The 26342-nt window shown below is 66.4% G+C and carries 23 protein-coding genes and 1 tRNA gene; 8 read left to right on the forward strand and 16 right to left on the reverse strand.

Annotated elements, in window-relative coordinates; all coding sequences use genetic code 11:
• Positions 1–325: 325 nt before the first annotated feature.
• Both RZV17_RS11410 and RZV17_RS11415 read left to right on the forward strand, forming a co-directional pair.
• A complete protein-coding gene (locus RZV17_RS11410) occupies positions 326–1510 on the forward strand; it encodes a homoserine O-acetyltransferase (RefSeq protein WP_179455951.1) in 1185 nt (394 codons plus the stop codon).
• 101 nt (positions 1511–1611) lie between these two features.
• Entirely contained in the window at positions 1612–1911 is a 300-nt protein-coding gene (locus RZV17_RS11415; protein ID WP_104579719.1) for a DUF1294 domain-containing protein, read from the forward strand.
• Positions 1912–1965: 54 nt separating this feature from the next.
• Here the strand turns inward: RZV17_RS11415 and cydC are convergent, their stop codons facing one another.
• Together cydC and cydD are read right to left on the reverse strand one after the other, a co-directional pair.
• Complete coding sequence (gene cydC / locus RZV17_RS11420; RefSeq protein WP_184370857.1) at positions 1966–3642, reverse strand: thiol reductant ABC exporter subunit CydC; 1677 nt, start codon at positions 3640–3642, stop codon at positions 1966–1968.
• Positions 3639–5348 carry a thiol reductant ABC exporter subunit CydD gene (gene cydD / locus RZV17_RS11425; protein ID WP_184370860.1) on the reverse strand — a complete coding sequence of 570 codons (1710 nt, stop codon included), beginning with the start codon at positions 5346–5348 and terminating at the stop codon, positions 3639–3641. The genes cydC and cydD overlap by 4 nt, the downstream gene beginning before the upstream one ends.
• Positions 5349–5525: 177 nt before the next feature.
• On the opposite strand from cydD, the gene RZV17_RS11430 reads away from it, so the two are divergent.
• Positions 5526–7148, forward strand: a complete 1623-nt coding sequence (locus RZV17_RS11430) for a cytochrome ubiquinol oxidase subunit I (protein WP_166744406.1) — start codon at positions 5526–5528, stop codon at positions 7146–7148.
• Positions 7149–7163: 15 nt separating this feature from the next.
• On the forward strand, positions 7164–8315 hold the full coding sequence (gene cydB, locus RZV17_RS11435) for a cytochrome d ubiquinol oxidase subunit II (RefSeq protein ID WP_355603485.1): 1152 nt from the start codon (positions 7164–7166) through the stop codon (positions 8313–8315).
• Between the two features lie 91 nt (positions 8316–8406).
• Here the strand turns inward: cydB and RZV17_RS11440 are convergent, their stop codons facing one another.
• Entirely contained in the window at positions 8407–8538 is a 132-nt protein-coding gene (locus tag RZV17_RS11440; RefSeq protein WP_355603488.1) for a hypothetical protein, read from the reverse strand.
• Between RZV17_RS11440 and cydX the strand changes: the two genes are divergently transcribed.
• From cydX to RZV17_RS11455, 3 genes are all read left to right on the forward strand, one after another.
• Positions 8537–8647: a cytochrome bd-I oxidase subunit CydX gene (gene cydX / locus RZV17_RS11445; RefSeq protein WP_047696850.1), complete on the forward strand. Its 111-nt coding sequence runs from the start codon at positions 8537–8539 to the stop codon at positions 8645–8647. The genes RZV17_RS11440 and cydX overlap by 2 nt on opposite strands.
• Before the next feature lie 60 nt (positions 8648–8707).
• Positions 8708–8784: transfer RNA gene (locus RZV17_RS11450), tRNA-Pro, on the forward strand.
• Positions 8785–8907: 123 nt separating this feature from the next.
• Positions 8908–10134: an MFS transporter gene (locus RZV17_RS11455; protein ID WP_039414269.1), complete on the forward strand. Its 1227-nt coding sequence runs from the start codon at positions 8908–8910 to the stop codon at positions 10132–10134.
• On the opposite strand, the gene RZV17_RS11460 is transcribed toward RZV17_RS11455, so the two are convergent.
• From RZV17_RS11460 to RZV17_RS11520, 13 genes are all read right to left on the reverse strand, one after another.
• Positions 10115–12028 (reverse strand): CocE/NonD family hydrolase, encoded by a 1914-nt coding sequence (locus RZV17_RS11460; protein ID WP_179455958.1) that lies wholly within the window; start codon positions 12026–12028, stop codon positions 10115–10117. The two genes, RZV17_RS11455 and RZV17_RS11460, sit on opposite strands and share 20 nt — an antisense overlap.
• 486 nt (positions 12029–12514) lie before the next feature.
• A complete protein-coding gene (locus tag RZV17_RS11465) occupies positions 12515–13759 on the reverse strand; it encodes a glutamate-5-semialdehyde dehydrogenase (protein ID WP_179455959.1) in 1245 nt (414 codons plus the stop codon).
• A 160-nt stretch (positions 13760–13919) separates the two neighbouring features.
• Positions 13920–15071 carry a glutamate 5-kinase gene (gene proB, locus RZV17_RS11470; RefSeq protein WP_179455960.1) on the reverse strand — a complete coding sequence of 384 codons (1152 nt, stop codon included), beginning with the start codon at positions 15069–15071 and terminating at the stop codon, positions 13920–13922.
• A gap of 12 nt (positions 15072–15083) precedes the next feature.
• The gene (locus RZV17_RS11475) at positions 15084–15344 is read right to left on the reverse strand and encodes a YciI family protein (RefSeq protein WP_039414258.1); all 261 of its coding nucleotides are present in this window, start codon (positions 15342–15344) and stop codon (positions 15084–15086) included.
• On the reverse strand, positions 15344–15703 hold the full coding sequence (locus RZV17_RS11480; RefSeq protein WP_184375007.1) for a cupin domain-containing protein: 360 nt from the start codon (positions 15701–15703) through the stop codon (positions 15344–15346). The genes RZV17_RS11475 and RZV17_RS11480 overlap by 1 nt, the downstream gene beginning before the upstream one ends.
• Complete coding sequence (locus RZV17_RS11485; RefSeq protein WP_166744411.1) at positions 15703–16998, reverse strand: argininosuccinate lyase; 1296 nt, start codon at positions 16996–16998, stop codon at positions 15703–15705. The genes RZV17_RS11480 and RZV17_RS11485 overlap by 1 nt, the downstream gene beginning before the upstream one ends.
• Positions 16999–17038: 40 nt before the next feature.
• The gene (gene argC, locus RZV17_RS11490) at positions 17039–17995 is read right to left on the reverse strand and encodes an N-acetyl-gamma-glutamyl-phosphate reductase (RefSeq protein ID WP_179455961.1); all 957 of its coding nucleotides are present in this window, start codon (positions 17993–17995) and stop codon (positions 17039–17041) included.
• Entirely contained in the window at positions 17992–18603 is a 612-nt protein-coding gene (locus tag RZV17_RS11495; RefSeq protein ID WP_184370866.1) for a GNAT family N-acetyltransferase, read from the reverse strand. The genes argC and RZV17_RS11495 overlap by 4 nt, the downstream gene beginning before the upstream one ends.
• A gap of 5 nt (positions 18604–18608) precedes the next feature.
• On the reverse strand, positions 18609–19952 hold the full coding sequence (locus RZV17_RS11500) for an acetylglutamate kinase (RefSeq protein WP_179455963.1): 1344 nt from the start codon (positions 19950–19952) through the stop codon (positions 18609–18611).
• Between the two features lie 45 nt (positions 19953–19997).
• The gene (locus RZV17_RS11505) at positions 19998–21095 is read right to left on the reverse strand and encodes an acetylornithine deacetylase (RefSeq protein WP_179455964.1); all 1098 of its coding nucleotides are present in this window, start codon (positions 21093–21095) and stop codon (positions 19998–20000) included.
• Positions 21096–21333: 238 nt separating this feature from the next.
• Positions 21334–22575: an argininosuccinate synthase gene (locus RZV17_RS11510; RefSeq protein ID WP_039414240.1), complete on the reverse strand. Its 1242-nt coding sequence runs from the start codon at positions 22573–22575 to the stop codon at positions 21334–21336.
• 71 nt (positions 22576–22646) lie between these two features.
• Positions 22647–23672 carry an N-acetylornithine carbamoyltransferase gene (locus RZV17_RS11515; protein ID WP_007963158.1) on the reverse strand — a complete coding sequence of 342 codons (1026 nt, stop codon included), beginning with the start codon at positions 23670–23672 and terminating at the stop codon, positions 22647–22649.
• Positions 23673–23982: 310 nt separating this feature from the next.
• Positions 23983–24477, reverse strand: coding sequence for a hypothetical protein (locus tag RZV17_RS11520; protein ID WP_047694959.1), 495 nt, complete (start codon positions 24475–24477; stop codon positions 23983–23985).
• A gap of 177 nt (positions 24478–24654) precedes the next feature.
• Here RZV17_RS11520 and cysS point away from each other — a divergent pair, with 177 nt between their 5' ends.
• Complete coding sequence (gene cysS / locus RZV17_RS11525) at positions 24655–26070, forward strand: cysteine--tRNA ligase (protein ID WP_355603501.1); 1416 nt, start codon at positions 24655–24657, stop codon at positions 26068–26070.
• Positions 26071–26342: the final 272 nt, after the last annotated feature.

Here is a 26342-nt window from a genome sequence, read left to right on the forward strand (position 1 = left end):
ACCGCGTCGCAGTTTGCTAGTCGCTGTTGAAATCCATGCAGACCGACCATCTCCACTGGTCCTTGCCCGCCCACCATCGCGGGACCCTTGGCGGCATGGATGCCGCCAAGGAGCTACATGGATGTACTTGCGGCGTGTCCTGCGATGGTGGGCGGGCAAGGGCCCTGCAACCAAGTTGCAGCTCACGCGCTTTAAAGAGCGGCATCACACCACGCAACGGCTCAAACCAATTCCCCGTTCCCCGTTCCCAATTCCCAATTCCCGATTCCCGATTCCCGATTCCCACCCTGCACCCAGCGCATCCCATGGCAGATAGAATTGCGACATGACTGAATTCATTCCTCCCGGCACGCTCTACCACGCACTGCCTTCGCCGTTTCCGATGAAACGCGGTGGCGTGTTGCATCAGGCACGCGTGGCGTACGAGACATGGGGCACGCTGGCCGCAGACCGCAGCAACGCCATCCTGATCGTCACCGGCCTGTCGCCGAACGCGCACGCTGCAGCCAACCAGGCCAATCCCGAGCCGGGTTGGTGGGACGCGATGGTCGGGCCGGGCAAGCCGATCGATACCGCCCGCTGGTTCGTGGTGTGCGTCAATTCGCTGGGCAGCTGCAAGGGCTCCACCGGGCCGGCGTCGATCGATCCGGCGACCGGGCAGCCGTATCGGCTGACATTTCCGGACCTGTCGATCGAAGACGTGGCCGATGCAGCCGCCGATGTCGTGCGCGCACTGGGCATCACCCAGCTGGCCTGCCTGATCGGCAACTCGATGGGCGGCATGACGGCGCTGGCATTGTTGCTGCGCCATCCGGGCATTGCACGCAATCACATCAACATCTCCGGCAGCGCGCAGGCGTTGCCGTTTTCCATCGCCATCCGCTCGCTGCAACGTGAAGCGATCCGGCTGGACCCGCACTGGAATGGCGGCAATTACGACGACATGCACTACCCGGAGTCGGGCATGCGTATGGCGCGCAAGCTTGGCGTGATCACGTATCGCTCGGCACTGGAGTGGGATGGTCGCTTCGGCAGGGTGCGGCTGGATTCCGAACAGGCCGCCGATGACCCGTTTGGCCTGGAATTCCAGGTGGAAAGTTATCTGGAAGGCCATGCGCGCCGTTTCGTGCGCTTCTTCGACCCCAACTGCTATCTGTATCTGAGCCGCTCGATGGACTGGTTCGACCTGGCCGAATCCGTTGACACGGCCCCGGTCGATGCGACGCGGACCGTCGACACGCACAGCAGCATCGCGTCCGCAGACGTCTCCACCGACGCCGAAGTGTTGGCCGGCCTGGCCAACATCCGCATTGCGCGTGCGCTGTCGATCGGCGCCAACACCGACATCCTGTTTCCGGTGCAGCAGCAGGAGCAGATTGCCACAGGCCTGCGCGCAGGCGGCGCCGATGCCCGCTTCCTCGGCCTGGATTCACCGCAGGGCCACGATGCCTTCCTGGTGGATTTCGCCCGTTTCGGCCCGGCAGTCCGCGACTTCCTGGACGCCTGCTGATTGCCAGGTCCAGAGCCACTTCCAGAGCCAGAGCACGGCCCTCGCAAACCACCAGCAGCGTACTGCCGCGCCGGCTGCTGGCCGGCCTGTTCGCGGTCGGCATGCTCGGCCTGGTGCTCGCAGACCGGCTACCGGCCGCGATTGCGCTCTGGTACGCGGTGACGAGCATTGCCGCGCTGATCGCCTATCGGCTGGACAAGACCGCCGCCACGCGCGGCCAGCGCCGCACCCCGGAAGCCACCCTGCATGCCATCGCCTTGCTCGGCGGCTGGCCCGGCGCGCTGCTGGCGCAGTCGCTGTTCCGGCACAAGACCGTAAAGACCTCGTTCCAGATCGCGTTCTGGGTCAGCGCGCTGGCGAACGCCGCGGCCCTGGCGTGGGCGGTGTATCTGACGAGGTGAGGCGTGTCGTCGACCTGGTCTTGTCGGCGCATGACGCACCGCTCGTCCGACGGCTCACTCCAGCGCTTGCAGCACTCCGCCCCGCATGCGGTAGTGCCGATGCACCACGCCCGCAGGCACGCTGTCGTGGGTGATCATCACCAGGCTGCGCTCACCCAGTACGGCGGCAAGGTCGAGCAGCAAGGCGTGCGCGGTGTCCACGTCCAAGCCGTCGGTGGGTTCGTCCAGCAGCAGGATCGGGGCATTGCGCAACAGCGCGCGGGCCAGTGCGAGGCGGCGCGCCTGGCCTGCGGAGAGCGTGGCGCCGTTTTCGCCAACCCAGGTGTCCAGCCCATCCTGGGCGGTGGCCCAGGCGCGCAGACGCACCTGGTCCAGCGCTGCCCACAGTGCGGCATCGTCGGCATCGGCAGCGCCGATGGCCAGGTTGTCTCGCACGGTGCCGGCGAACACCGGCGCATTCTGCGGCAGCCAGGCGATGCGCCGATGCCACTGCGCCTGCGCAAAGGCTTTTAGATCAATGCCGGCATAGCGCACCTGCCCGGCGTGCGGGTCCCACAGGCGCAGCAGCAGGGCCGACAAGGTGCTCTTGCCGCTGCCGCTGTCGCCGCTGATGGCGATACGCTCGCCGGGCGCCAGGGTCAGGTCCAGCGCCTGCAGCACCGGACGCACGCCGCCCGGCCACGCGAAGGACACCTGCTGCAGTTGCAGCGTGCCGCTGACCGGTACATCGACGGGCTGTGCAGGGTCGCTGACCGAGGGTGCCTGATCGACGATGGCCTGCAGGCGTCTGGCGGCCACGCGCGCACTCTGCAACGCCTGCAGCGCCAGCCCGGCACCGGCCCAGACTTCCAGCAGCGCCATGGTCAGGAACACCAGCCCTGCCGCCAGTTCGGCCGTAATCAAGCCGCGCTCGGCAGCGTGCAGCGCCAGCCACAGCATGCCGGCCAGCCCGATGCCGCCGCACGCCGCATGCAACGCCGTGCCGGCAATCAGGTGCCGGCGCTGCAGGCGGTCGCCCTGCACCACGTCGGCTGCAGCGGCATCGGCCTGCTGCAGCCAGGCGCCCTGCGCATCGATGGCGGCCAGATCGGCCGCGCCCTCGAGCCCTTCGAACGCCTGCGTGCGCAGCACCGTGCGCTGCTGCGCACGCAGCCGCTCGCGTCGTGCGCCGCCACGTGCAACCTGCCACGGCACCAGCCCGCCGATCAGCACGCCGAGCACCAGCAACAGCAGCGCGGCAGGCAGGTAGATCAACGCAGCGGCAACCAGCCCGGCCAGCCAGATGCCGAGCAGTGCGCTCAGCGGGGCAAGCGCACGCACGCTCAGACCGTCCACCTCGCCGATGTCGGACATCAGCCGCGCCAGCAGATCGCCGGTGCGCGTGGCCGACAACCGGCCCGGCGCAAGCGGCAGCGCGCGCCGGAAGAACCACACGCGCAGATCGCGCGCAATGCGCAGCGTCGCATCGTGCCCGATCACCTTTTCGCCGTAGCGCGACACGATGCGGGCAAAGGTCAGCGCGCGGATGCCCGCCGAGGGCGAGAAGAAATTGAAGCCCGCGCCCATGCCGGCCACGCCGGCCAGGGCCGCGGCAGTCAGGAAGCTGCCGGACAGGCCCAGCAGCCCCACCCCGGCAAGCGCGGTGACCAGCACCAGCAGCGCCGACAGCAGCAGGCGCCATGCATGCCGGTGAAACACATCGCGCAGATGGTCGTGGCGTGGGTCGCTCATGGCTGCTCCACCGTGACGCTGGCGCCGTGCAGATCGATCACCGTGTCGGCCCAGCGCATCACGGCCGGACTATGCGTGGCCAGCACCACTGCACGGCCGCGCGCAAACACGCCCAACGTGCGTAGCAGCTCCGCTTCGGTGTCGGGATCGAGAAAGGCGGTGGGCTCGTCCAGCAGCAGCAGGTCCGGCTCGCGCAACAGCAGCCGCGCCAAGGCCACGCGCCGCGCCTCGCCGCCGGACAGGCCGAAGCCGCGTTCGCCGATCACCGTGTCCAGGCCGGCCGGCAGCTGCGCGGCAAACCGCATCACCTGCGCCGCATCGGCCACCGCCAGCAGCCGCGCGTTGCTGGCCTGCGGGTCGGCAAGGCGTAGGTTGTCGGCAATGCTGCCGTGAAACAGGTAGGGCCGCTGGGTGGCGTAGCCCACCCGCGTCCCGGGGCGCAGCACCACGCTACCCGCCTCCGGCGTCAACCAACCGGCCAGGCCCTCCAGCAAGGTGCTCTTGCCGCTGCCGCTGGCACCGATCAACGCCACGCGCTGGCCGGGCTGCAACGCCAGCGAACACTGCGTCACCACCGCATGCGGCGCGCCCGGCGGGCGCAACGCCAGATCGCGTACCTGCAGCAGCGGCGCACGCGCCTGCGCCGGCTCCAGTGGACGTGGCGGCGGCGCGCCGGCAGGCGCCGGCTCGGCGTCAACGCCTTCCAGCAGTCGCTCGGCTTCGGCCACCGCTGCCAGCGCATTGGCGCGGTCGTGGTAATGCGCAGCAAGACGTCGCAGCGGCGCGAAGAATTCCGGTGCCAGCAGCAAGCAGAACATGCCCGCGCCCAGGGACGGCAGCCCATGCAGGTCGAGCATGCCCAGATAGCTCAGGCCGAAGTACAAGGCCACGATCGCCACGCTCACCGACGCGAAGAACTCCAGCACGGTGGACGACAGGAACGCGATGCGCAGCACTTTCAGCGAGCGCTCGCGCACGCCCTCGGCGGCGGCGGCAATCCCGCGCAATTCCGTCTGGCCGCGGCCGTACACGCGCAGCAGGCCCAGGCCCTTCAGACGATCGGCGAAATGCCCGCCCATGCGTGCCAGCTCGCCCAGCTGCTCGCGGCCGGCGGCCTCGGCGCCCCAGCCCACCAGCATCATGAACAACGGGATCAACGGCGCGGTCAGCAACAGCACCAGGCCCACCACCCAATCGACTGAAAACACCGCAATCAGGATCAGCGGTGGCACCAGGAGCATCTCGGTCCGCGCCAACTGATAGCCGACGAAATACCCTTCCAGCGCATCGGTATGCGCCAGGCTCAGTTCGCCGAGCTCGCCGCTGCGTTGCCGGCGCAGCCACACCGGACCGTGCTGCACCAGACGACGCGCGATGCGTGCACGTAGCGCGCGCTTGGCCACATCGGCCACCTCGCCGGTCAGCGCTTGCGCCCAGGCCGTGAGCAGCGCACGGCCGAGCACGGCCACCAGCAGGCCGATGCCCACGTCGCGCAGCTGCGCCACGGCCACGTGCCGCACCAGCACTGCCTGCAGTAACCAGGCAATCGCGGCCGATTGCGCGAGCAGCAGCACCCCGGACAGCGCCACGGCCACACAGGCCAGCCGCCGCGCACGTGCGGCGGGTACGGCCAATGCATCCAGCCATTGGCCGCGCTGGCGGCGCTGGGCGGGTGTTTCGCTGGCTCGCACGCTGGGCTGGCTCACATCGGTTCGGTCGAAGACTGCTCACTGCAAGCGATTGTAAGTCGCCACCCGCCGCTGCGGGATGGGCATTGTGCCGCAGCTCATCGGGGCCGCATTGATTTGGATCAACGCGCCGGGCGCGGAAGGAGCAGATGATCCGCCGCATCCACTACCGATTCTCAACCAGGCCACCCCGCCATGATCGACTCGACAGTTGTCGAACTGTCGCGGCTGCAGTTCGCAGTCACCGCGATGTACCACTTCATCTTTCCGCCGCTGACCATGGGGCTGTCGTTCCTGCTCGGCATCATGGAAAGCGTCTACGTCATGACCGGCAAGCAGATCTGGCGACGCATGACCATGTTCTGGGGCGTGCTGTTCGGCATCAACTTCGCCATGGGGGTCGGCACCGGCATCGTGATGGAGTTCGAGTTCGGCATGAACTGGTCGTACTACAGCCATTACGTCGGCGACATCTTCGGTGCACCGCTGGCGATCGAAGGGCTGATGGCCTTCTTCCTGGAGGCGACCTTCCTGGGCCTGTTCTTCCTGGGCTGGAACCGCCTGAGCAAGGTGCAGCACCTGATCACCACCTGGCTGGTGGCGCTGGGCAGCAACTTCTCCGCGCTGTGGATCCTGATCGCCAATGGCTGGATGCAGAACCCGGCCGGCGCGGTGTTCAACCCGGACACCATGCGCATGGAAGTGGTCGACTTTGTCGCCGTGCTGTTCAACCCGGTGGCGCAGGCCAAGTTCGTGCACACCGTCAGTGCGGGCTACGTGCTGGGTGCGGTGTTCGTGATGTCGATCAGCGCGTTCTATCTGCTACGCGGCAAGCATGTGGAGATGGCGCGGCGCTCGTTCGCGGTGGCCGCCGCGTTTGGCCTGCTGTCGTCGCTGTCGGTAGTGGTGCTGGGCGATGAAAGCGGTTATGCCGCCAACGAGCACCAGAAGATGAAGCTGGCCGCGATCGAGGCGATGTGGGAAACCGAAGCTGCGCCGGCCGACTTCACTGCGTTCGGCATTCCGAACCAGACCACCCATCGCAACGATTACGCGATCAAGATCCCGTACCTGATGGGCCTGATCGCCACGCGCTCGCTGGATGAGCCGATTCCAGGCATTCTTGAATTGGTGGGCCGTGCCGAACACCGCATCCGCGGTGGCCAGATCGCCTACGGCGCACTGCAACGCATTCGCGCCGACAAGAACGATGCCGAAGCACGCAAGGTCTTCGATGCGCATTGGCAGGACCTGGGCCACGGCCTGCTGCTCAAGCGCTACCGCGACGACATCGGCAACGCCACGCCCGAGCAGATCGCCCAGGCCGCGATGGACACGGTGCCACGCGTGCTGCCGCTGTTCTGGACCTTCCGCATCATGGCGGCCATCGGCATCTACCTGATCGCCTTCTTTGCGGTGGCGTTCTGGTTTGCGTGCAAGCACAACTTCCAGGAAAAGCGCTGGTTCCTGACCCTGGCACTGTGGACGTTGCCGCTGCCGTGGATCGCGATTGAATGCGGCTGGTTCGTGGCCGAGTACGGCCGCCAGCCGTGGGCGGTGGAAGGCGTGCTGCCCACGTTCTACGCCGCATCGGGGCTGGATCTGTACGAGATCGTGATGACGCTGGTCGGGTTCACCGCGCTGTACACCACGCTGCTGGTCATCGCGATCAAGCTGTCGTTGAAGACCATCCGCAAGGGACCGGATGCGATGTTCCCGCCGACCCAAGGCACCCCATCGCCGCACAGCGATTCGCCCCACGCGTCCTCACCCAACGCCCCATTGAGCACCGGCGCGCTGGCCGGCGGCGCACCGTAAGCCAGGAGAGACACCATGGATTTCATCTTGCTCGACTACACCACATTGCGCGTGATCTGGTGGCTGTTGCTTGGCGTATTGCTGTCCGGTTACGCGGTGATGGGCGGCTTCGATCTGGGCGTCAGCAGCTTGCTGCCGCTGGTTGCCCGCAACGATGCCGAACGCCGGCTGGTGATCAACACCATCGGCCCGGTCTGGGAAGGCAACCAGGTGTGGCTGATCCTGGGCGGCGGTGCCATCTTCGCCGCGTTCCCGCCCTTGTACGCGGTGAGTTTTTCCGGGTTCTACCTGGCGATGTTCGTGATCCTGTTTGCGCTGATCCTGCGCCCGGTGGGCTTCAAGTTCCGCGGCAAGCTGGTCGGCCAGCGCTGGCGCAACAACTGGGACTGGGCGCTGTTTGTCGGCGGTTTCATCCCGGCGCTGATCATGGGCGTGGCCGTTGGCAATGTGCTGCTGGGGGTGCCGTTCCATTTCGACGACAGCATGCGCACGTACTACACCGGCAACCTGTTCGGCCTGCTGACGCCGTTTGCGTTGCTGGCCGGTGTGCTCAGCGTGGCGATGCTGGTTGCGCATGGTGCGGCCATGCTGGTGCTCAAGACCGATGGCCCGGTGGCCGAGCGTGCGGCGCGTTTTGGCAGCATCGCGGCGCTGATTGCAGTGGGCGTGTTTGCCGCGGCCGGTGCCTGGGTCGCGCTTGGCCTGCCCGGCTATGCGGTGACCTCGGTGCTGGCGACCGACGCGCAGACCAATCCACTGGCCAAGTCCGCTGCACTCACCGCCGCCGGCGGCTGGCTGCACAACTACAGCAGCATGCCGGCCACCTTGCTGGCCCCCTTGGTCGGGCTGCTCGGGCTCGCCATGAGCGCCGTGCTGTTGCGCGTGCGGCGTGGCGGCCTGGCCTTCATCGCCTCGGGCAGCGCCATCGTGGGCATCGTCTTCACCGTGGGCCTTGCGCTGTTTCCGTTCCTGTTGCCCTCCTCCACTGCACCGAGCGCCAGCCTGACGCTGTGGGATGCCTCCAGCAGCCGGCTCACGTTGTGGATCATGCTGCTGGCCACCACCATGTTCATGCCGATCATCCTGGCCTACACGACGTGGGTGTATCGCGTGCTCAGGGGCAAGGTCACCGACGACGAACTGTCGGCCAATCCCAACGCGTATTGAGGGCGGCCGCCCACCCGACCGACGTCGCCCACCGCGGTGCGGCGTGCTTCGGTAGCGGCCTGGTGCGCTCGCACGCGGTGGCTGCTTCGCGCTACGCAACCGGGCAATGACTGCCCGGTTCGTGGCGCTGGCGCTTCATCTCACGTTCTTGCGGCGACACCAGCGCAATGGCGCCGCCGCGTTCGCCATCCCACTTTCGCAACGATTCGAGGAGCAACATCATGTGGTACTTCGCCTGGATTCTCGGTACCGGCCTGGCGGCACTGGCCGCAGTGCTCAACGGCATGTGGTTCGAAGCACGCGAGCCCGAGCGCATCCAACCGCCGCAGTAAAAATAATTGCGCAAGATGCTTGCCGATTCCGCATTCCCTATGTAACATACGCGGCTCCTTCGGGGTGTAGCTCAGTCTGGTAGAGCGCTACGTTCGGGACGTAGAGGTCGCAGGTTCGAATCCTGTCTCCCCGACCAGTTTCAAAACACAAAACCGGCCTCGTGCCGGTTTTGTGTTTTCAGGCGCCGTCGCACGCATGTGTACGGTGCGGATGGTCTGTCATGTCTGTTGTCACCGCCGCCGCTTCCTCGTCCGCCCAATTGCGTGGTCGCGGCCTGGTGCTGGCTGCCATTTTGTTGTCGGCCTTCAACCTGCGCACTGCGGTGACCTCGCTGACGCCGCTACTCGAGCGTATCGCCGACGAATACGCCTTCGGTGCACCGACGATGGGTGCGCTGGGCATGTTGCCCACCGCTGCCTTTGCGTTGACTGGTGTGGCGACCCCGGCGGTGTTGCGTCGCATCGGCTTGTTGCGTACTGCCTTGTTGTCGATGGCGCTGGCGACGCTTGGCATGGTCTTGCGGCCGCTGTTGCCGGGCACCACCGGGCTGCTGCTCGGCTCGCTGGTGGCGCTGGCCGGCATGGGCATGGGCAACGTGGTGCTGCCGCCGTTGGTGAAACGCTATTTCGGCGACCGCGTGGGCCGCGTCAGCACGCTGTACATCACCGTGCTGCAGGTGGGCACCTTGCTGCCGGCGTTGCTGGCGGTGCCGGTGGCCGATGCGCTGGGCTGGCGCAGCTCGATGGTGGTGTGGGTGATGCCGGCTCTGCTGGCATTGGCGGCGTGGGCGCTGGTGCACGCCAGCCAGGGTCGCCTGCGCGCCACCGGCCCGGCGCCGGTCACCCCGACCCCGGAGGCCGAGGGCCGGGTCGCACGCACCGCGCTGGGCTGGAGCATGGCGGTCACCTTCGGCATGACGTCGTTGGTTACCTATTCCATGTTCACCTGGTTGCCCACGCTGCTGCGCGAAGCCGGCGCCTCGCCTGCCTTCGGCGGCACCATGGTGGCGTTGTTCGCGGCGCTGGGCATGGTGGGTGCGCTGACCATGCCGGCGCTGGCGGTGCGCATGCGCAACCCCTTCCCGATCGTGCTGGCGTGCGCGGCCTGTCATCTGATCGCGTTCGCCGGGCTGTGGTGGGCACCGCTGGCCGCGCCGATCCTGTGGGTGACCCTGCTCGGCCTGGGCCCGAGCACCTTTCCGCTGGCGCTGGTGCTGGTCAACCAGCGCAGCCGCACCGCGGCCGGCTCGGCCGCACTGTCCGGGTTCTCGCAAGGCATGGGCTATGCGATGAGCTGCCTGGGACCGTTTCTGTTCGGCTGGCTGCACGCCCACCGCGGCGGCTGGACCTCCCCGTTCGTGTTCCTGGTGATCTGCATCCTGGTGCAGCTGGCCGCCGCCTGGGTGGCCTGCCGTCCGCAACTGCTGGAAGACAGCTGGGCGCAGCCGGCACGCGGCGCCCGTGCGGTCAACGCACCGGCAGACTGATGTAGCTGGGCTGCTCGGGGCTCACGTACACCCGTTGCGTGGCCTTCTGATACTCGCCCGGCTTGGCGAAGAAGATATTGGGCACGTAGGTCTGCGGGTTGCGGTCGTAGAGCGGGAACAGGCTGGACTGCACCTGCACCATCACCCGATGGCCCGGCTGGAAGGTGTGGTTGGCAGTCGGCAAACCGAACTGGTACGCCAGCGGCTGGTTGGCCGCCAGTGGCTTGGGCGTGCTGAAGCTCTCGCGGTAGCGGCCGCGGAAGATCGCCAGCGACACCGGCAACTCGTAGCCACCCATCTTCGGGTCCGATGCCATCTCGTCCGGATACACGTCGATCAGCTTGACCACCCAGTCGCTGTCGCTGCCGCTGGTGGACGCCTGCAGATGCACCTCCGGTGCGCCGGCGATCTGCAGCGGCTCGGTCAACGGCTCGGTGACGAAGGTCAGCACGTCCGGGCGGCCGTCGACAAAGCGCTGGTCGTGCACCAGCCAGGTGGTCCACATGCTGCGGTCGCCAAAATCCACCGGGCGTGGCACGAACGGCACCGGCTTGGCCGGGTCGGAGACGTACTCTTCGAAGCCGGGCTGCCCGGCTGCCGGCGCCTTGAACGACAACTTGCCACCGGCCTGCAGATACAGCGGCCTGCTCGCCGCCGCGCAGCCCTTGGCGCAGCTGCGCGGCCAGGCTTGCAGGCGGTCCCAGTGGTTCTCGCCGGTGTTGTAGATGAACACCGGCGGTGTGCTGGCCTTGGGCGCGCCGTCGACCAGGTACTGGTCGAAGAACGGGCGCAGCACCTCGGAGCGGAACTGCCGCGCGGTATCGCCGTTGAAGTTCAGCGCGCCCAGCGAACCGCCATCGTAGTTCACCTGGCTGTGCCGCCACGGGCCCATCACCAGGTAGTTGAGCGTATTGCCCTTGTCACGCGGCTCCATCGCCGCGTAGCTATGAACCGCGCCCCACATGTCTTCCTGATCCCACAGGCCTTGCAGCCACATCGTGGGCACCTTCAGTGGCGTGCGCGCCATCACCTTGTCCAGCGCCTGCTCCTGCCAGAACGCATCGTAGGCGGCGTGTTCGGTGAGCTTGTGCCACCACGGCAACTGCTCGAGGCCGGCGGCCCTGGCGAAGTCGCCGGCCGAGCCGGCACGCAGGAAGTTGCTGTAGTCGTCGTGCCCCTGCCGCGCGATGCCGGTGCCCTTGCCGCGCTGGGTGAGCTGGCCGGTGAAGTAGTCGAAGTTCACCTGGCGGAACGCGCCGTAGTTGAACCAGTCGTCGCCCATCCAGCCGTCGATCATCGGGCTTTCCGGCACCGCCACCTTGAGCGCCGGATGCGGGTTGGTCAGCGCCATCACCACGGTGAAACCTTCGTAGGACGAGCCGATCATGCCGACCTTGCCGTTGGACTCCTTCACGTTTTTCACCAGCCAGTCGATGGTGTCCCAGGCATCGGTGGCATGGTCCACCTCGCTGGGATTGAGCGCACCGCGCAGCGGCCGGGTCATCACGTAATCGCCTTCGGAGCCGTACTTGCCGCGCACGTCCTGGATCACGCGGATGTAGCTGCCTTCCACGAATACGTCGTCGCCCTGCGCCAGCAGGTCCTTCATATGCGGCGATGCCATGCGCTCGGTGCGCCCGCTGGCGTTGTACGGGGTGCGCGTGAGCACCATCGGCGCGTTGCGCGCGCCCTTGGGCAGCACGATCACCGTATGCAGCTTGACCCCGTCGCGCATCGGGATCATCACCTCGCGCTTGATGTAGTCGTTGGCGGCATCGCCGGCCACGAACGGCTTGCCGGTGATGTCCGGCGTCATTGCTGCGGTCTGGGCGAAGGCGCTGCCGGTGCTGGCGGCAATGGCGGTGGCGAGCAGGCAGGCGGCAAGGCGGCGCATCGACAACTCCGGAGTGTGCGGGGGGCAATCGTCGACTGTAGGCAGACGCCGGGCTGCCGGGGGAGTGTCAAAGGTCGTGGTTGCGGCGTGCGACGGCCCGAGTCTCTGTGGCGCTGACTGACTGACTGACGGCCCGGATGCGCGACCGTCGACTGCGCGCCTGTCCCGAAGTGGTGGCGAGCTCTGAACCCGGAACTTGCGGCGCGCACGCCAACCGGCGCAAGGCCGGCGCGCTGCAGCGGCGCGCTGCCGGCATCTGCGGTGGCTCTCTGCGGCTCCGCTGCGGCACCGTGTCGCGGTACCCGAGGCCAACCACGTGCTGCAGCGCATGGCCGACCAGGGTTTCGTCAGCCAGGCCGAAGCCGATGCCGCCAAGGCGGTGCCGATGCCTCCGCGGACTAACCCGCAGTGCGTAACTCCTCGCTGCGCGCAGGGACATACCAACCGGCGCAGACGCGCGCCACGCCAACGGCGCCGCTGAGTGCGTCAGTGCCGCACCTGCCCCTCGCCGCGCACCACGAACCGCTCCACGGTGAGTGCCTCCAAACCCATCGGCCCATACGAATGCAGCCGCGTTGTCGAGATGCCGATCTCCGCGCCCAGGCCGAGTTCGCCGCCATCGGAAAACCGCGAAGAGGCATTGACCATCACCACCGCCGAGCGCAGCGACTGCACGAACTTGTCGGCGTTGGCTGCGTCCTGGGTGGCGATCACTTCGGTATGGTCCGAGCCGTACCGGCGGATATGGGCCAGCGCCGTGTCCAGATCCGGCACCACGCGAATGGCCAGGATCAGCTCGAGATATTCGGCGGCATAGTCGTCATCGGTGGCCAGCGCGATCTCCGGCAGCAGCGCACGTGTTGCCGCGTCGCCACGCAGTTCGACGTGACGCGCGCGCAATGCGGCGGCAGCGGCGGGCAGAAAGCGCTCTGCCACCTCCGCGTGCACCAGCAGGGTTTCCAGGGCGTTGCAGGCCGAGGGGCGGCTTGCCTTGCCATCGATCAGCAGGCGCACCGCAAGCTCCACGTTGGCCGAAGCATCCACAAATAGATGGCACACGCCCTTGTAATGCTTGATCACCGGCACCCGCGCATGTTCGGCGACGAAGCGGATCAGCCCCTCGCCACCGCGCGGGATCGCCAGGTCGACGATATCGCTGAGCTGCAGCAACTCCAGCATGGTCTCGCGGCGCAGATCCTGCACCAGCGTCAATGCCGCTTCAGGGATATCGGCCGCGCGCAAGGCACGCTGCAAGGCATGCGCAATGGCGGTGTTGGAGTGGATTGCTTCGGAGCCACCGCGCAGGATCACGCCATTGCCGGCCTTGATGCACAGCGCTGCCGCATCGGCAGTCACATTCGGGCGCGCTTCGTAGATCATTGCAATCACCCCCAGCGGCACGCGCACCTTCTGCACGACGATGCCATTGGGGCGAACATCCTCGCGCGTGACCTGGCCGACCGGATCGGGCAATTGCGCCACCTCGCGCAGCGCGGCAGCGATGCCAGCCAGACGGGCGTCGTCCAGCGCCAGCCGGTCGAGCATGGCCGTGCCGGTGCCCTTGGCGCGGGCGGCTTCAAGATCGCGCGCGTTGGCGGCAAGGATCGATGCGGCATCGGCTTCCAGCGCGGCAGCCATCGCCTCGAGCAGGTCCTGCTTGGCCTGCGCAGAAAGTTGCGAGAGCACCTGCGCCGCATCACGGCATTGCAGGGCGAGGGATTTGATGGTCATTGGAGGGCCGGGATTTGGGAGTCGGGATTGGGGATTGGTAAAAACAGTCCGTCTCGTTTTACCACTACACGGGGATCAGTCACCCGGACGCGGAGGCGGTGGTTGGAAAACGCAATGCACAGGCGTTTGCGAATCCCCACTCCCGAATCCCCAATCCCGGCTACAAAAGCACCAAATCATCGCGATGCACCACGTTCTCGCCATAGCTATACCCAAGCACGCTGTCGATCTCGCGCGAATGGCGGCGTGCGATGCGGCGGATATCCACCGCCGAATACTGGCTGACGCCGCGCGCCAGGCAACGCTCGCCATCATGATCGCGCAGGCGGATCTCCACCATGTCGCCGCGCCGGAAATCGCCCTCCGCGCCGGCCACCCCGCCCGGCAGCAGCGAGGCGCCCTTGTCGGTCAGCGCGGCGGCGGCACCGGCATCGATCAGGATTGCGCCCGCCTCCACCGGTGCGTGGCGCAGCCAGTACTTGCGGGCGGCGATGCGCGTGCGCGCGGCATGGATCCGCGTGCCATGCAGGCGACCCTGCGCCAGGCCGCGCACCACATCGCCACTGCGGCCATTGAACAGATAGGTCTCAATGCCGGCCGCGCCGGCCTTGGCGGCGGCCTCCAGCTTGGTGCGCATGCCGCCGGTACCCACGCTGCTGCCGCTGCCGCCGGCCATGGCCAGCACCTGCGGGGTCAGTTCGGGCACATCGTCCAGGGGTCGCGCCAGCGGATTGCTGCGTGGATCGGCGCTGTACAGGCCATCGATGTCGGTGGCAATGAACAAGGCATCGGCATCGACCAGCGCGGCCACGATTGCGGCCAGGTTGTCGTTGTCGCCCAGCTTGAGCTCGTCCACCGAGACGGTGTCGTTTTCGTTGATCACCGGCAACGCGCCCAGCCGCAGCAATTCGCCCAGGGTGGCGCGTGCGTTGAGATAGCGGCGGCGGTTACGCAGGTCGTCGTGGGTGAGCAACACCTGCGCCACCGGGCGCTCGAAAAAGCGCTGCCAGAGCGCGATCAACTGCGCCTGGCCCAATGCCGCCAGCGCCTGCCGCGCGGCGATCGGCGCGCCGATCTCGGCGGCCTTCGGCAGGATCGCGCGGCCGGCAGCCACGGCGCCCGACGACACGATCACAAGCTCGCGCCCGGCGATCAGATTGGCCGATACGAACTGCGCCAGCCCCAGCGCGAAGCGCGGCGACAAGCCCCCGCCATCGGCAGCGAGCAGGCTGCTGCCGACCTTGAGTACCGCGCGCCGCCACGGCGGCAGGGGCTGCTCGATGAAAGGCGAAGGGCTTGCAGGCGTGGTCATGTCGGCGGCGGCTCAGTGCGTGTTCCACTCGTGCACGGTCAGCGTCGATGCGCCGCGCAGCACCAACGGGTCGCGTGCCACGATCTGCTGCGCCTGCGCCAGGCCCTGCACGTTGACAAGCACATACGCACCGCCGCTGCCGTCGCTGAAGCCACCGGTCAGTTCGAGCTGCCCGGCCGCGCGCAGCGCGTCGAGAAATGCGCGATGCGGCGCCACCACATCGGCAGGAAACTGCGGATTGCGCATCGCCAGCACCAGATAACGTGTGGACATCAGCCTGCCTCGCTATCGGCGGCGGGCTTGGGCTCGTTGCGGCCGAACGGCGTGGAAATCACCAGGAACCGCGCTTCCACATCCGCAAGATTGTGCATCTGATGGGTGGAACCCGGCGGCACGTGCAGGCTTTGCCCGGCGCGCAGTACATGCCGCTCGCCGTCCAGCTGCAGCATCACCTCGCCGGACAACACATAAAAAAAATGCCGCGCGCGGCTGTGCCGGTGGCGCAACTCCGCAGCGCCCGGCGGCATGTGCTCTTCAAGCACGCTCAGGTTGGGGTCGCGCAACAGGTGCCAGCCGTCGCAGGCCTCGCCCCAGGGGTAATGCTCTGCGCTGTCGGTGCTGATCATGGCCATCAGCGCAGCGCCTCCCAACGGGCACGCAGCACATCCAGTTGCAGGTCCGCAGCGGCGCCCGGCGAGACGCGTGCGGCCAGGCTGCCTTCCGGCGTACGTCCCTGACCTGCAGTGTCGGACGATTCGGCTGCGGCCTTGTAGGCCTCGCGGAACGGCACACCGGCCACGGCCGCTTCCACCGCCACATCGGTGGCATACATGCCCGAATCGATGGCCGCATGCAGCTTGTCCGGCCGCCATTCCAGATTGGCCAGCAACGCCGGCAGCAGCTCCAGCGCGGCCAGACCACGGCCGAAGCCATGCACGATGGCGCCCTTGCTGCTCTGCAGATCGCGGTGATAGCCCGAGGGCAGCGACAGCAGCTGTTCGATCTCGGTGCGCGCGGCCGCCACGCTGGCGTGGGTGGCACGCATCAGTTCGATCACGTCCGGGTTGCGCTTGTTCGGCATGATCGAACTGCCGGTGGTGTACTGCGCCGGCAATGCAACGAAGGCGAACTCGCCGCTGGTGAACAGCGACAGATCCCAGGCAATCCGGCGCAGATCCAGCGTGGTGCTGCCCAACGCTTCGAGCGCCGCCAGCTCGTATTTGCCGCGCGAGAGCTGCGCGTAGATGGGCGAGACCTGCAGCCGCGCAAACCCCAGCTCGGCGGTGGTATGCGCACGATCCAGTGGCAGGTTCACGCCATAGCCGGCGGCGGTGCCGAGCGGATTGCTGTCCACCAGCTGCAAGGTGTCGGTGGCGCGCACTGCATTGTCGATAAAGGCTTCCGCCCAGCCCGCCCACCACATGCCGGCCGACGACACCACCGCCCGCTGGATGTGCGTGTAACCGGGCACCGGCAAATCGGCCTCGGCCTGCGCACGGTCCAGCGCCACCTTGGCGATCTCCGCGCTAAGCGTCGCCACACGCTGCAGCTTGTCCTTCAACCACAGCCGCGTGGCGACCAGGATCTGATCGTTGCGGCTGCGCCCGGTGTGGATCTTGCGGCCGGCATCGCCCAGACGCTCGGTCAGGCGCGCTTCGATGGCCGAATGGCAGTCCTCGTACTGTTCATCGAGCACGAACGCACCGCTGCGGAAGTCGTCGGCCAGCAGATCGAGCTGCTCGCTCAGACCGCCCAGCTCCTGCAGCGACAGGATGCCGATGTGCTGCAGCCCCTGCGCATGCGCCTTGCTGGCAGCGATGTCGTGCAGGAAGAACTCGCGGTCCAGGATGACGTCGTCGCCGGCCAGGAAGCTCTGGATCTTGGCGTCCACCGCCACGCCGGGTTTTTGCCACAACAGATTGGTCATTGGGGGTCCTTTTGCGGGACCGGGGACCCGGTCCCGACGATTACAGTGGAATTGCCATCAGCTCGTCCCAGCCCAGCGCCAGGTTGAGGTTCTGCATGGCCTGGGTAGCGGCGCCCTTGAGCAGGTTGTCCAGCGTTGCCACCACCACCACGCGCTTGTTGCCGGGTGCCGACGTGACACCACCGATCTGCACACCGTGCTTGCCGGCGATGCGGCTCACCCACGGCGCCTCTTCGACCATCTCGATCAGTGGCTCGTCGGCGTACCGCTGCGCATAGCGCGCCTGGATCTGCTCGCGCGTCAGCGGCTGCTGCAACCACAGGTTGACGGTCATGGTGATGCCACGGAAATGCGGCGCGACATGCGGCATGAATTCCACCGGCACGCCGAGCTGCGCAGACACTTCGCGCTCGTGCATATGGTTGGTCAGCGCATACGGCATCAGGTTGTCCGCCAGCAACGCGGGGTTGTTCTTGTCCGACGGCGTGGTGCCCGCACCGGAATAGCCGGACACGCCGAAGCACTGCGGTGGACCGGCCAGTTGATCGAGCAACGGCGCGATGGTCAGCTGCATGGCGGTGGCATAGCAGCCCGGGTTGCTGATGCGCTTCTGCCCGGCGTACCTGGCGCGCGTCAGCTCCGGCAGCCCGTAGTACCAGGCCGGATCGAAGCGGTAATCGGCGGACAGATCGATCAACACCGTCTGCGGCCTGGCTGCGTCGATCGCTGCGACGAAAGGCTCGGCCTTGCCGTTCGGCAAGGCCAGAATCACCACGTCGGCGGCCTTGGCAGCCACCGCATCGGCATCCAGGCTTTCGTAATGCAACTCGCCCTCATAGGCCTGGTTATGCTCGGCCACGGGCTGGCCGGCCAGTTCACGCGAGGACACAAAAACCAGCTGCAGATGCGGGTGCGCCTGCACCAGCTTGATCAGTTCCGAACCGGTGTGCCCGCGTGCGCCGACAATCCCGATCGTTGTCATTGTTTGAGCAGTCATGCGTTTGCTTCCAGGCGGAACTGCAGGTGGCGTTTCACCCCGGCCCATTCCGTATCGATGATGGAGAACACCACGGTATCGCGCGGCGTGCCGTCGGCATGGCGGGTGTGATTGCGCAGCACGCCGTCCTGCTTTGCGCCCAGCCGCGCGATCGCCGCGCGCGAGGTGTGATTGAACCAGCTGGTCTCGAACACCACGCTCAGGCAGCCCAGCGTCTCGAACGCATGCTGCAGCAACATCAGCTTGACTTGGGTGTTGACGCCGCTGCGCTGCACGCGTGGCGCGTACCAGGTGTAGCCGATCGACAGCCGTGGCACGCTGGCATCCAGGGCGTAGTAGCGCGTGCAGCCCACGATCTCGCCGGCGGCATCGCGCACCACGTACGGCAGCGCAGTGCCATCGGCGCGCGCCGCCAGGGCGGCCGCAATGTAGGCATCCACCTGGGCAGGTGCCGGCACGCCGGTGTACCACAGCTGCGACAACGCCCCGTCGCCCAGCGCAACACGCATGCCGTCGGCATGGGCTGTCTGCAAGGGCTCAAGCGTGGCGTGCTGCCCACGCAGGACAGGCAGCTGGCTCCACGACGATGGCAACGCAACGGATGTCATCGCACTCAGCCCAGCAAGGTCGGCTGACGCGTCGCGCAATGCGCCACGCAGTGCTGGATCTGCTCGAAATTTTCCAGCCCGTACCAGAACACCTTCCACTTTTCCTGCTTGATGCAGCCGTCGGATTCGGCGTAATAGAAGATATTGACCTGGTTGTTGTGACGCGAGCGCCAGAACAGCTGCGGCGTTTCTTCGCGCATCACGTTCCACACCGCGCGGCCCAGGCCCTCGCCTTGCGCATCGTCGAGCACGGCGAACTTGTCCAGGTAGGTCAGCCGGCCGGCACCGAACTGGCCTTCGTCGGTCAGGATCACCGCAGCGCGATAGTTTTCGCTCACATAGGCACGCAGCAGCTTGGTGGTGCTGAAATAGTCCGGTACCAGCGTGCGGCCAAAGCTTGATTCAATCAGCGAGGTCAGCCGCGGCAGATCCAGTTCGTCCCACAAGCTGGCGCGCAGCACGCGCTCGCCACGCCGCACCAGCGTGCCCGAGCCCTTGTGCGTGAACAGCTCCTTGGCCAGGTCTGCCGGCCGGGTGATCGACACCGACGATTCCAGCGGCAGGCGGTCGAGCAAGTCCTTGATCTGCTCGATCTTCACCCGCATGCCGCCATTGATCCACGGCTGCTGCATCAGATGATCGAACTCGGTGGACAGGTTGATCGAATCGATCAGCTTGCCATCGGCGTCCAGCAGGCCGCCGGTGCCGGTGAGGAAGATGATCTTGTACGGCTGCAGCTCCTGGACCAGTTCGTTGGCGGCGAAATCCGCATTGACGTTGAGGATCTGCCCGCTGGGCGTTTCGCCCAGGCTGGTGATCACCGGGATGGAGCCAGCCTGCAGGCTGGCTTCGATCGGCGCCAAATTGACCGCCTTGACCTCGCCCACCAGGCCATACGTATCGCGATCCAGATACTGCGCCTCGAACACACCACCGGTGATCGACGTCGCACGCGCGCCGTTCTGCTGCAGCGCCTCCACCAGCTTGAGGTTGGACGCCTGGAACACCTTGCGCACGATCGCCAGCGCTTCCGGCGAGGTCACCCGCAGGCCGTTGACGGTCTGTTTTTCGATGCCCGCCGCCGACAGCTCGGCATCCAGCTGCGGGCCCGCACCGTGCAGGACGATCGGCGTCAGCCCTACTTCCTGCAGGAACGACAGCGACGAGGTCAGTGCGTCCAGGTCGTCGCGCAGCACTGCGCCGCCCACCTTGACCACTGCAAAGCGCTTGGCATCCAGCTGCGAAAAACGCTTGAGGTACTGGCTGATTTCCTTGGCGCTGGCCATGCTCGAAAGCAGGCGCACGATGGTTTGGCGGGTCTGTTTGTGGGGCTGTGCGGAGAGGGACATTGCCGTGATCGAAAGAGGAAGGGATGCGCCAGGCGCGGAAGGCGGTTACAGGGAACCGTTGATGATGCGGTGCACCGACTCGGCGTAACGCTGCAGTTGCTCCAGGGTGATGAACTCATCGGCGGTGTGCGCCTGCGCGATATCGCCCGGACCGTAGACCAGCGCGGTGTAGCCGCCTGCCGAAAACAACGAGGCCTCGGTCCAGAAGTCCACCGCATTGCCGATCGGCAGGTCCAGCGCATCAGCCACGTCGCGCGCGGCCAGGCGACGTTCTTCTGCACGCGCGATGTCGCCTGAGGGCAGGCTCGGGCCGCGAAAGGTTTCTTCGAAATGCGCTGCTACCGGATCGGCAAACCCGGCGAAGGTCGCCAGCAGGCCATCCACGTCCATCGATGGCAACGGGCGGAAGCCGAACCGCAGCTCGGCCGCCGGCGCAATCATGTTGGCCTTGATGCCGCCATCGACACGGCCGATGTTGAAGCGCAATCCGGTCAACCCGCCGAAGCGTGCATGCGCCAGCGACTCGACATGATCCAGCGCCTTGCCGCCCCAGCGCATCGCCTGGTGCAAGGCGCTTGCAGAAGGGTCCTGCTTGCCCGATGCATGACCGGCGCGGCCGGCAAACCGCATCAGCACCGAGCTGATGCCGCGGTGTGCCAGCACCGCTTCGCTCATAGTGGGCTCGGCCACCAGCACCGCCTCATACGGCAGGCCGCGCGCCAGAAACGCCGCGATACAGCGCGGGTCGTTGGCTTCTTCGTCTGACGAGAACAGAAACGCTGCGTCGCCATCGCCGGCATTGGCCGCCGCCACCAACGCCGCTGCCGCGCCCTTGATATCGCACACGCCCAGCCCGATCACGCGGTCGTCGGTGCGCCGCATCACGTGCGGGTCGGCACTCCAGTGCGGCGAATCCGGCACGGTATCCAGATGCACATTGAACAGGTACTTCGGCGTGCCGCGTACCGCATACAGGCTGACGGCCCCGTCGCCGTGGTCGATCACCTCGACCTCGAACCCCGGCAATTGCGCGCGCAGGTACTCGAAGATGCCACCGGTGGTGATCGCACGCGGCGGGTTGCGGGTGTCGAAAGACACCAGCTGTTGCAGATGCGTCAGTGTGTTGTCGAGCAGTGTGGTCATTGATCGCGTCTTGATTGCATCGGGTCGCGTGTGATTGGTCTTTTTTGAGTGCGTCGGGCAGCGTGGGTCGATCGTTCCAACGCCCATCCAGCCCTTCCCCCGCCTGCGGGGGAAGGTGCCGACAGGGCGGATGGGGGCATGCGGCAGGTCGCCCTCATCCGGCGCTGCCCTCATCCGGCGCTATGCGCCACCTTCTCCCGCATGCGGGAGAAGCAACGTCGTCTGCGGAGCGATTGCCTCAGCGGTTCACCTGCGCATACAACGTGGAGCTCATCCCGAACAACTTGATGAAGCCTTCGGCTTCTTCCACACCCCAGTCGGCCGATTGCGCATACGTCGCGCCCTTGGTGTTGAGCAGGTGCGGCGAACGCACCGCCACCGCATCGACGCGGCCACCGCGGGTTTCCAGCGTGACTTCGCCGTTGACCTTGGCCTGCGAGGACTTCAGGAATGCCTCGATGTCGGTCTTGAGCGGGTCGTGGTAGAAACCTTCGTACACCAGCTCCACCCACTTGCGCGCCACGTCCGGCTTGAAGCGGTTCTGCTGCTTGGTCAGCACCGCATCCTCCAGCGCACGGTGCGCGGTGAGCAGCGAAATCAGACCCGGTGCCTCGAACACGATGCGGCCCTTCAGGCCGATCACGGTGTCGCCGGTGTAGACGCCGCGGCCCACGCCGTATTGCGCGAACAAGGTGTTGAGCTTGGCCAGGATCTTCGCACCCGGCAGCGGCTTGCCATCGAGCTCGACGGCCTCGCCCTCGACGAACTTCAGCGTCACCGTCAGTGCCTCGGTCGGCCACGCGCTGCGCGGCGCGCACCAGCCACGTGCACCCTCGCCCGGCGCTTCCCAACGGTCGATCTCGCCGCCGGACATGGTCAGGCCCAGCAGGTTCTCGTTGATGGTGTAGGCCTGCTGCTTGGCACGCACGCCGAAGCCGCGCGCTTCCAGGTACTTCTGCTCGTAGGCACGCGTCTGCGTGTGTTCCTTCTGGATTTCACGGATCGGCGCGACGATCTGGTAATCGCCCAGTGCCTTTACCGCCAGGTCGAAACGCACCTGATCGTTGCCCATGCCGGTGCAGCCATGCGCAATGATGCGCGTGCCCAGTTCTTCAGCGCGCTTGAGCGCGGCATCCACGATCAGGTAACGGTCCGATACCAGCAACGGATACTGGCCCTGGTAGCCCTCGCCCGCCCACACGAACGGCTTGACGAAGCCTTCCCAGATCGCCGGACCGCCATCGACGGTGACATGGCTGGCGGCGCCCAGTTCGGCGGCACGCTTCTCGATGAACTCACGCTCTTCGGCATCCACCCCGCCGGTGTCGGCGAACACGGTATGCACCGCATAGCCGCGTTCCTGCAGATACGGAATGCAGAAGCTTGTGTCGAGACCACCGGAGAAAGCGAGGACGATATCTTTGCTGCCGGGATTGGAGATTGGGGATTCGGGATTGGTGGAAGCGGTCTGTTGCGACATGGGGGTCTCTTTAGAAGTTGACTAAGTTAGGTCGGGAGCGGAGTTCGCCGTTGCGAATCCCTAATCCCCAATCACGAATCCCGGCTGCCCTGGCCCACCAGGGCAGCCATGATCGCCTTCTGCACATGCAGACGGTTCTCGGCTTCATCGATGGCGATGCAGTTGGGCGAATCCATCACCGCATCGGTGGCCTTGACGTTGCGACGCAGCGGCAGGCAATGCGAGAACACGCCGTTGTTGGTCAGCGCCATCTTGCGTTCGTCGACGATGAAGTGCTGGTACTGGTCGCGGATCGGCTTTTCCGGCTCCCAGTTGCCGAAGAACGGCAGCGCGCCCCAGCTCTTGGCATACACCACATCGGCGCCGGCATAGGCGCTGTCGATGTCATGGCTCACCTGCAGCGAACCGCCGCTTTCGGCCACGTTCTGCGCCGCCCAGTCCATGTAGCGCTGGTCCAGGATGTAGTCCGGCGTCGGGCACAGCAGGGTCACGTCCATGCCCATGCGGGTGGCGATCGTCAGCGCGGAATTGGCTACCGCGGTGTTGAGCGGCTTGGGGTGGTAGGTCCAGGTCAGCACGTACTTCTTGCCGCGCAGATCCTGCGTGCCGAAATGCTCCTGCAGCGCCAGCGCATGCGCCAGCTCCTGGCATGGGTGGGTGATGGTCTCCATGTTGATCACCGGCACCGGCGAATACTTGGCAAAGCTCTTGAGCACCTGGTCTTCGCGGTCCTTGGACCAGTCGACGAACTTCGGAAACGCGCGCACGCCGATCAGGTCGACATAGCGCCCCAGCACGCGCGCCACTTCAGCGATGTGCTCCTCGGTGTCACCGTCCATCACCGTGCCCAGGTTGAACTCGATGGGCCACGCATCCTTGCCCGGCTGCAGCACCACCGCATGCCCACCCAGTTGGAACGCGCCCAGCTCGAAACTGGTGCGGGTGCGCATCGACGGGTTGAAGAACACCAGCGCGATCGACTTGCCCTTCAGCTCGCTTCCCAGCTTGTTGCGTTTGAACAGCGCGGCCTGGGTCAACAGCGCGTCCAGTTCGGCGCGGCTCCAGTCCTGGGTGTTCAAGAAGTGCTTCAGTGACATCGATCGATCCTTTGCTGCGTGCTGCTGCTGCGTGGTCCGCCAGGAGCGACGGGGTGCGCGACATGCGCGTTTCTTGCGGTTGAAACTTTCGTGACGCCAAAACAAAAAAACCCAGCCTGCGGGCTGGGTTCTCAACGACGGACAGCAAAACGCCCCGGTTACCCAGCGAAAATGTGGGATTCCGGTCGGCGGGCACGCGAGGTCATGCCGGAGGCCATCCGGGCGGCGCTGGTGTCGTGCTGAAAGGGGTTTGCTTGCATAGGGCGCGAATCCTCGCATGCATGCGGGCACGGCGCAACCGCTATACGTCTCATCGCGGCGGCGCGACGATGGCATCGGGAATGTACGGGGTCACCGAGACCCGGATGCGCAGCCGGTTGCCCGGATCTTCCGGTAACCGCGAGCGGTATTTGGTGCCCTTGTAGACGTAATCCACGTCGAAGGCGATCGGGCGCCGGAACTCGCGCGGCACTTCCACCACCTTGCAGTTGCGGCGCGTGCTGGTCGGCGGCACCGCCGCAGGCGCCGCCGGCTCGGGACGCCGCGAGAACATTTCCTTGACCGAATCAACCATGCGGTTGATGCGCCCTTCGTCCTCGGCCGGCGTGGCCGCCACCTGGGCCGCCTGCTCGGACTCGCACTGTTCTTCGATGCGGGTGGCGCGCAAGGTCTGGTAGACCGGCTCCACATTGAGCACCTGCGCGTAGTCCAGCTTCACGTTCTCGATCACCACGACCCGGTTCTTGGGGTCCGGCTCTGCCGCGTGCACCGAGGTTGCCTGCCAGGCCAGGACACACAGCAGCATGAAGAACGGAGAAGGTCGCATCAGTACCAGGAAGGCGCAGCCGGGCAATACGTAAGTGTATGGAGCTTGCGATCTCCGGGGCTGAACGCAGCCCATCCGGTTACCGGTGTCACGGTGCCGGTTCGCCATCCTGCCGCAACGGGCTAGAATCGCGCGGTTACCCTTTTTCGGATGCCGATGAGCCTGCGCCTGCATAACAACCTGACGCGGCGGGTCGAGCCGTTCGCGCCGCTCGATCCGTCCAGCCCCACCCTGTATGTGTGCGGCCCTACCGTCTACAACTACGCGCACATCGGCAACGCCCGCGGCCCGGTGGTGTTCGACGTCCTGGCCGCGCTGCTGCGGCGCCGCTATGGCGCGCTGCGCTACGCACGCAACATCACCGACGTGGACGACAAGATCAACGCCGCCGCGCAGGCGCAGGGCGTGCCGATCTCGACCATCACCGACCGCTTCGCCGCGATCTACCGGCAGGACATGGCCGCGCTCGGCGTGGTGCCACCGGACATCGAACCGGAGGCCACCGCACACATCCCGCAGATCGTGGCGATGATCGAGCAGTTGATCGCCAGTGGGCATGCCTACGCCGCCGAAGGCCACGTCCTGTTTGCGGTCGCCAGCTTCGAAGGCTACGGCAAGCTGTCGCGCCGCGACCCGGACGAAATGCTGGCCGGCGCGCGCGTGGACGTAGCGCCCTACAAGCGCGACCCCGGCGACTTCGTGCTGTGGAAGCCGTCCAGCGACGACCTGCCCGGCTGGGACTCGCCCTGGGGCCGCGGCCGCCCGGGCTGGCATATCGAATGCTCGGCGATGGCCGCCGCGCATTTGGGCCCGACCATCGACATCCACGCCGGCGGCGTGGACCTGCAGTTCCCGCACCACGAAAACGAGATTGCGCAGAGCGAGTGCGCGCACGGCGGCGCCACCTTCGCACGCTTCTGGCTGCACAACGGCATGCTCAATTTCAGCGGCGCCAAGATGAGCAAGTCGCTGGGCAACATCGAAACCGTGCACGACCTGATCGCCAGGCATCCGCCGGAGGCATTGCGCCTTGCGCTGCTGAGTGCGCATTACCGGCAGCCGCTGGATTGGTCGGAGGCATTGATCGAGGACCAGGTCAAACGGCTGGACGGTTTGTACGGCACCTTGCGGGGCCTGCAGGCAGTTGAAGCGGAGCCAACGATTCCCGAGCCGATCGAAGACGCACTCAACGACGATCTCAACACGCCGTTGGCGCTTGCGGTGCTGGCAAAGCTGGCGAAGGAAGCCAACCGGGCGCTGCTCGATGTCGCTTCGGCCGGCAATCCGACGAACGCCCCGAGCCCGGAGATGCTTGCAGCATTGCAACGCGCCAAGGCTGAGCTGCTCGGCGCCGGACTGGCACTGGGCCTGTTGCAACAGGACCCGGCCGCCTGGTTCTCGCGCGGCACCGACGCTGGCGACGATGCACGCATCACCGCGCTGGTGGAAGAACGCAGCGCCGCGAAGAAAGCCAGGGATTTCGCCCGTGCCGACGCCATCCGCACGCAACTGGCAGACGAAGGCATCGTGCTTGAAGACACCCCCCAGGGCGTACGCTGGAAGCGCGCATGACCTTCCCTTCTCCCACTGGGAGAAGGTGGCGCGCAGCGCCGGATGAGGGTGCGGGCGAAGCCTCATGAGAGACCTTGATGCATGTGGCTGCGCACGTACCCTCACCCCAACCCCTCTCCCGGCGGGAGAGGGGCTAGTTCATGGCAATGCCCTATTCCCCGGCGCACTCCTTTGACGTACTTATTTTGAAACCGCTCGTGCATACCCATCTTTCCGACGCAAACGCCTGTCCCTTCTCTCACCGGGAGAAGGTGGCGCGCAGCGCCGGATGA

The sequence above is a fragment of the Xanthomonas cannabis genome, from assembly GCF_040616535.1.
GTDB classification, from domain to species: domain Bacteria; phylum Pseudomonadota; class Gammaproteobacteria; order Xanthomonadales; family Xanthomonadaceae; genus Xanthomonas; species Xanthomonas cannabis.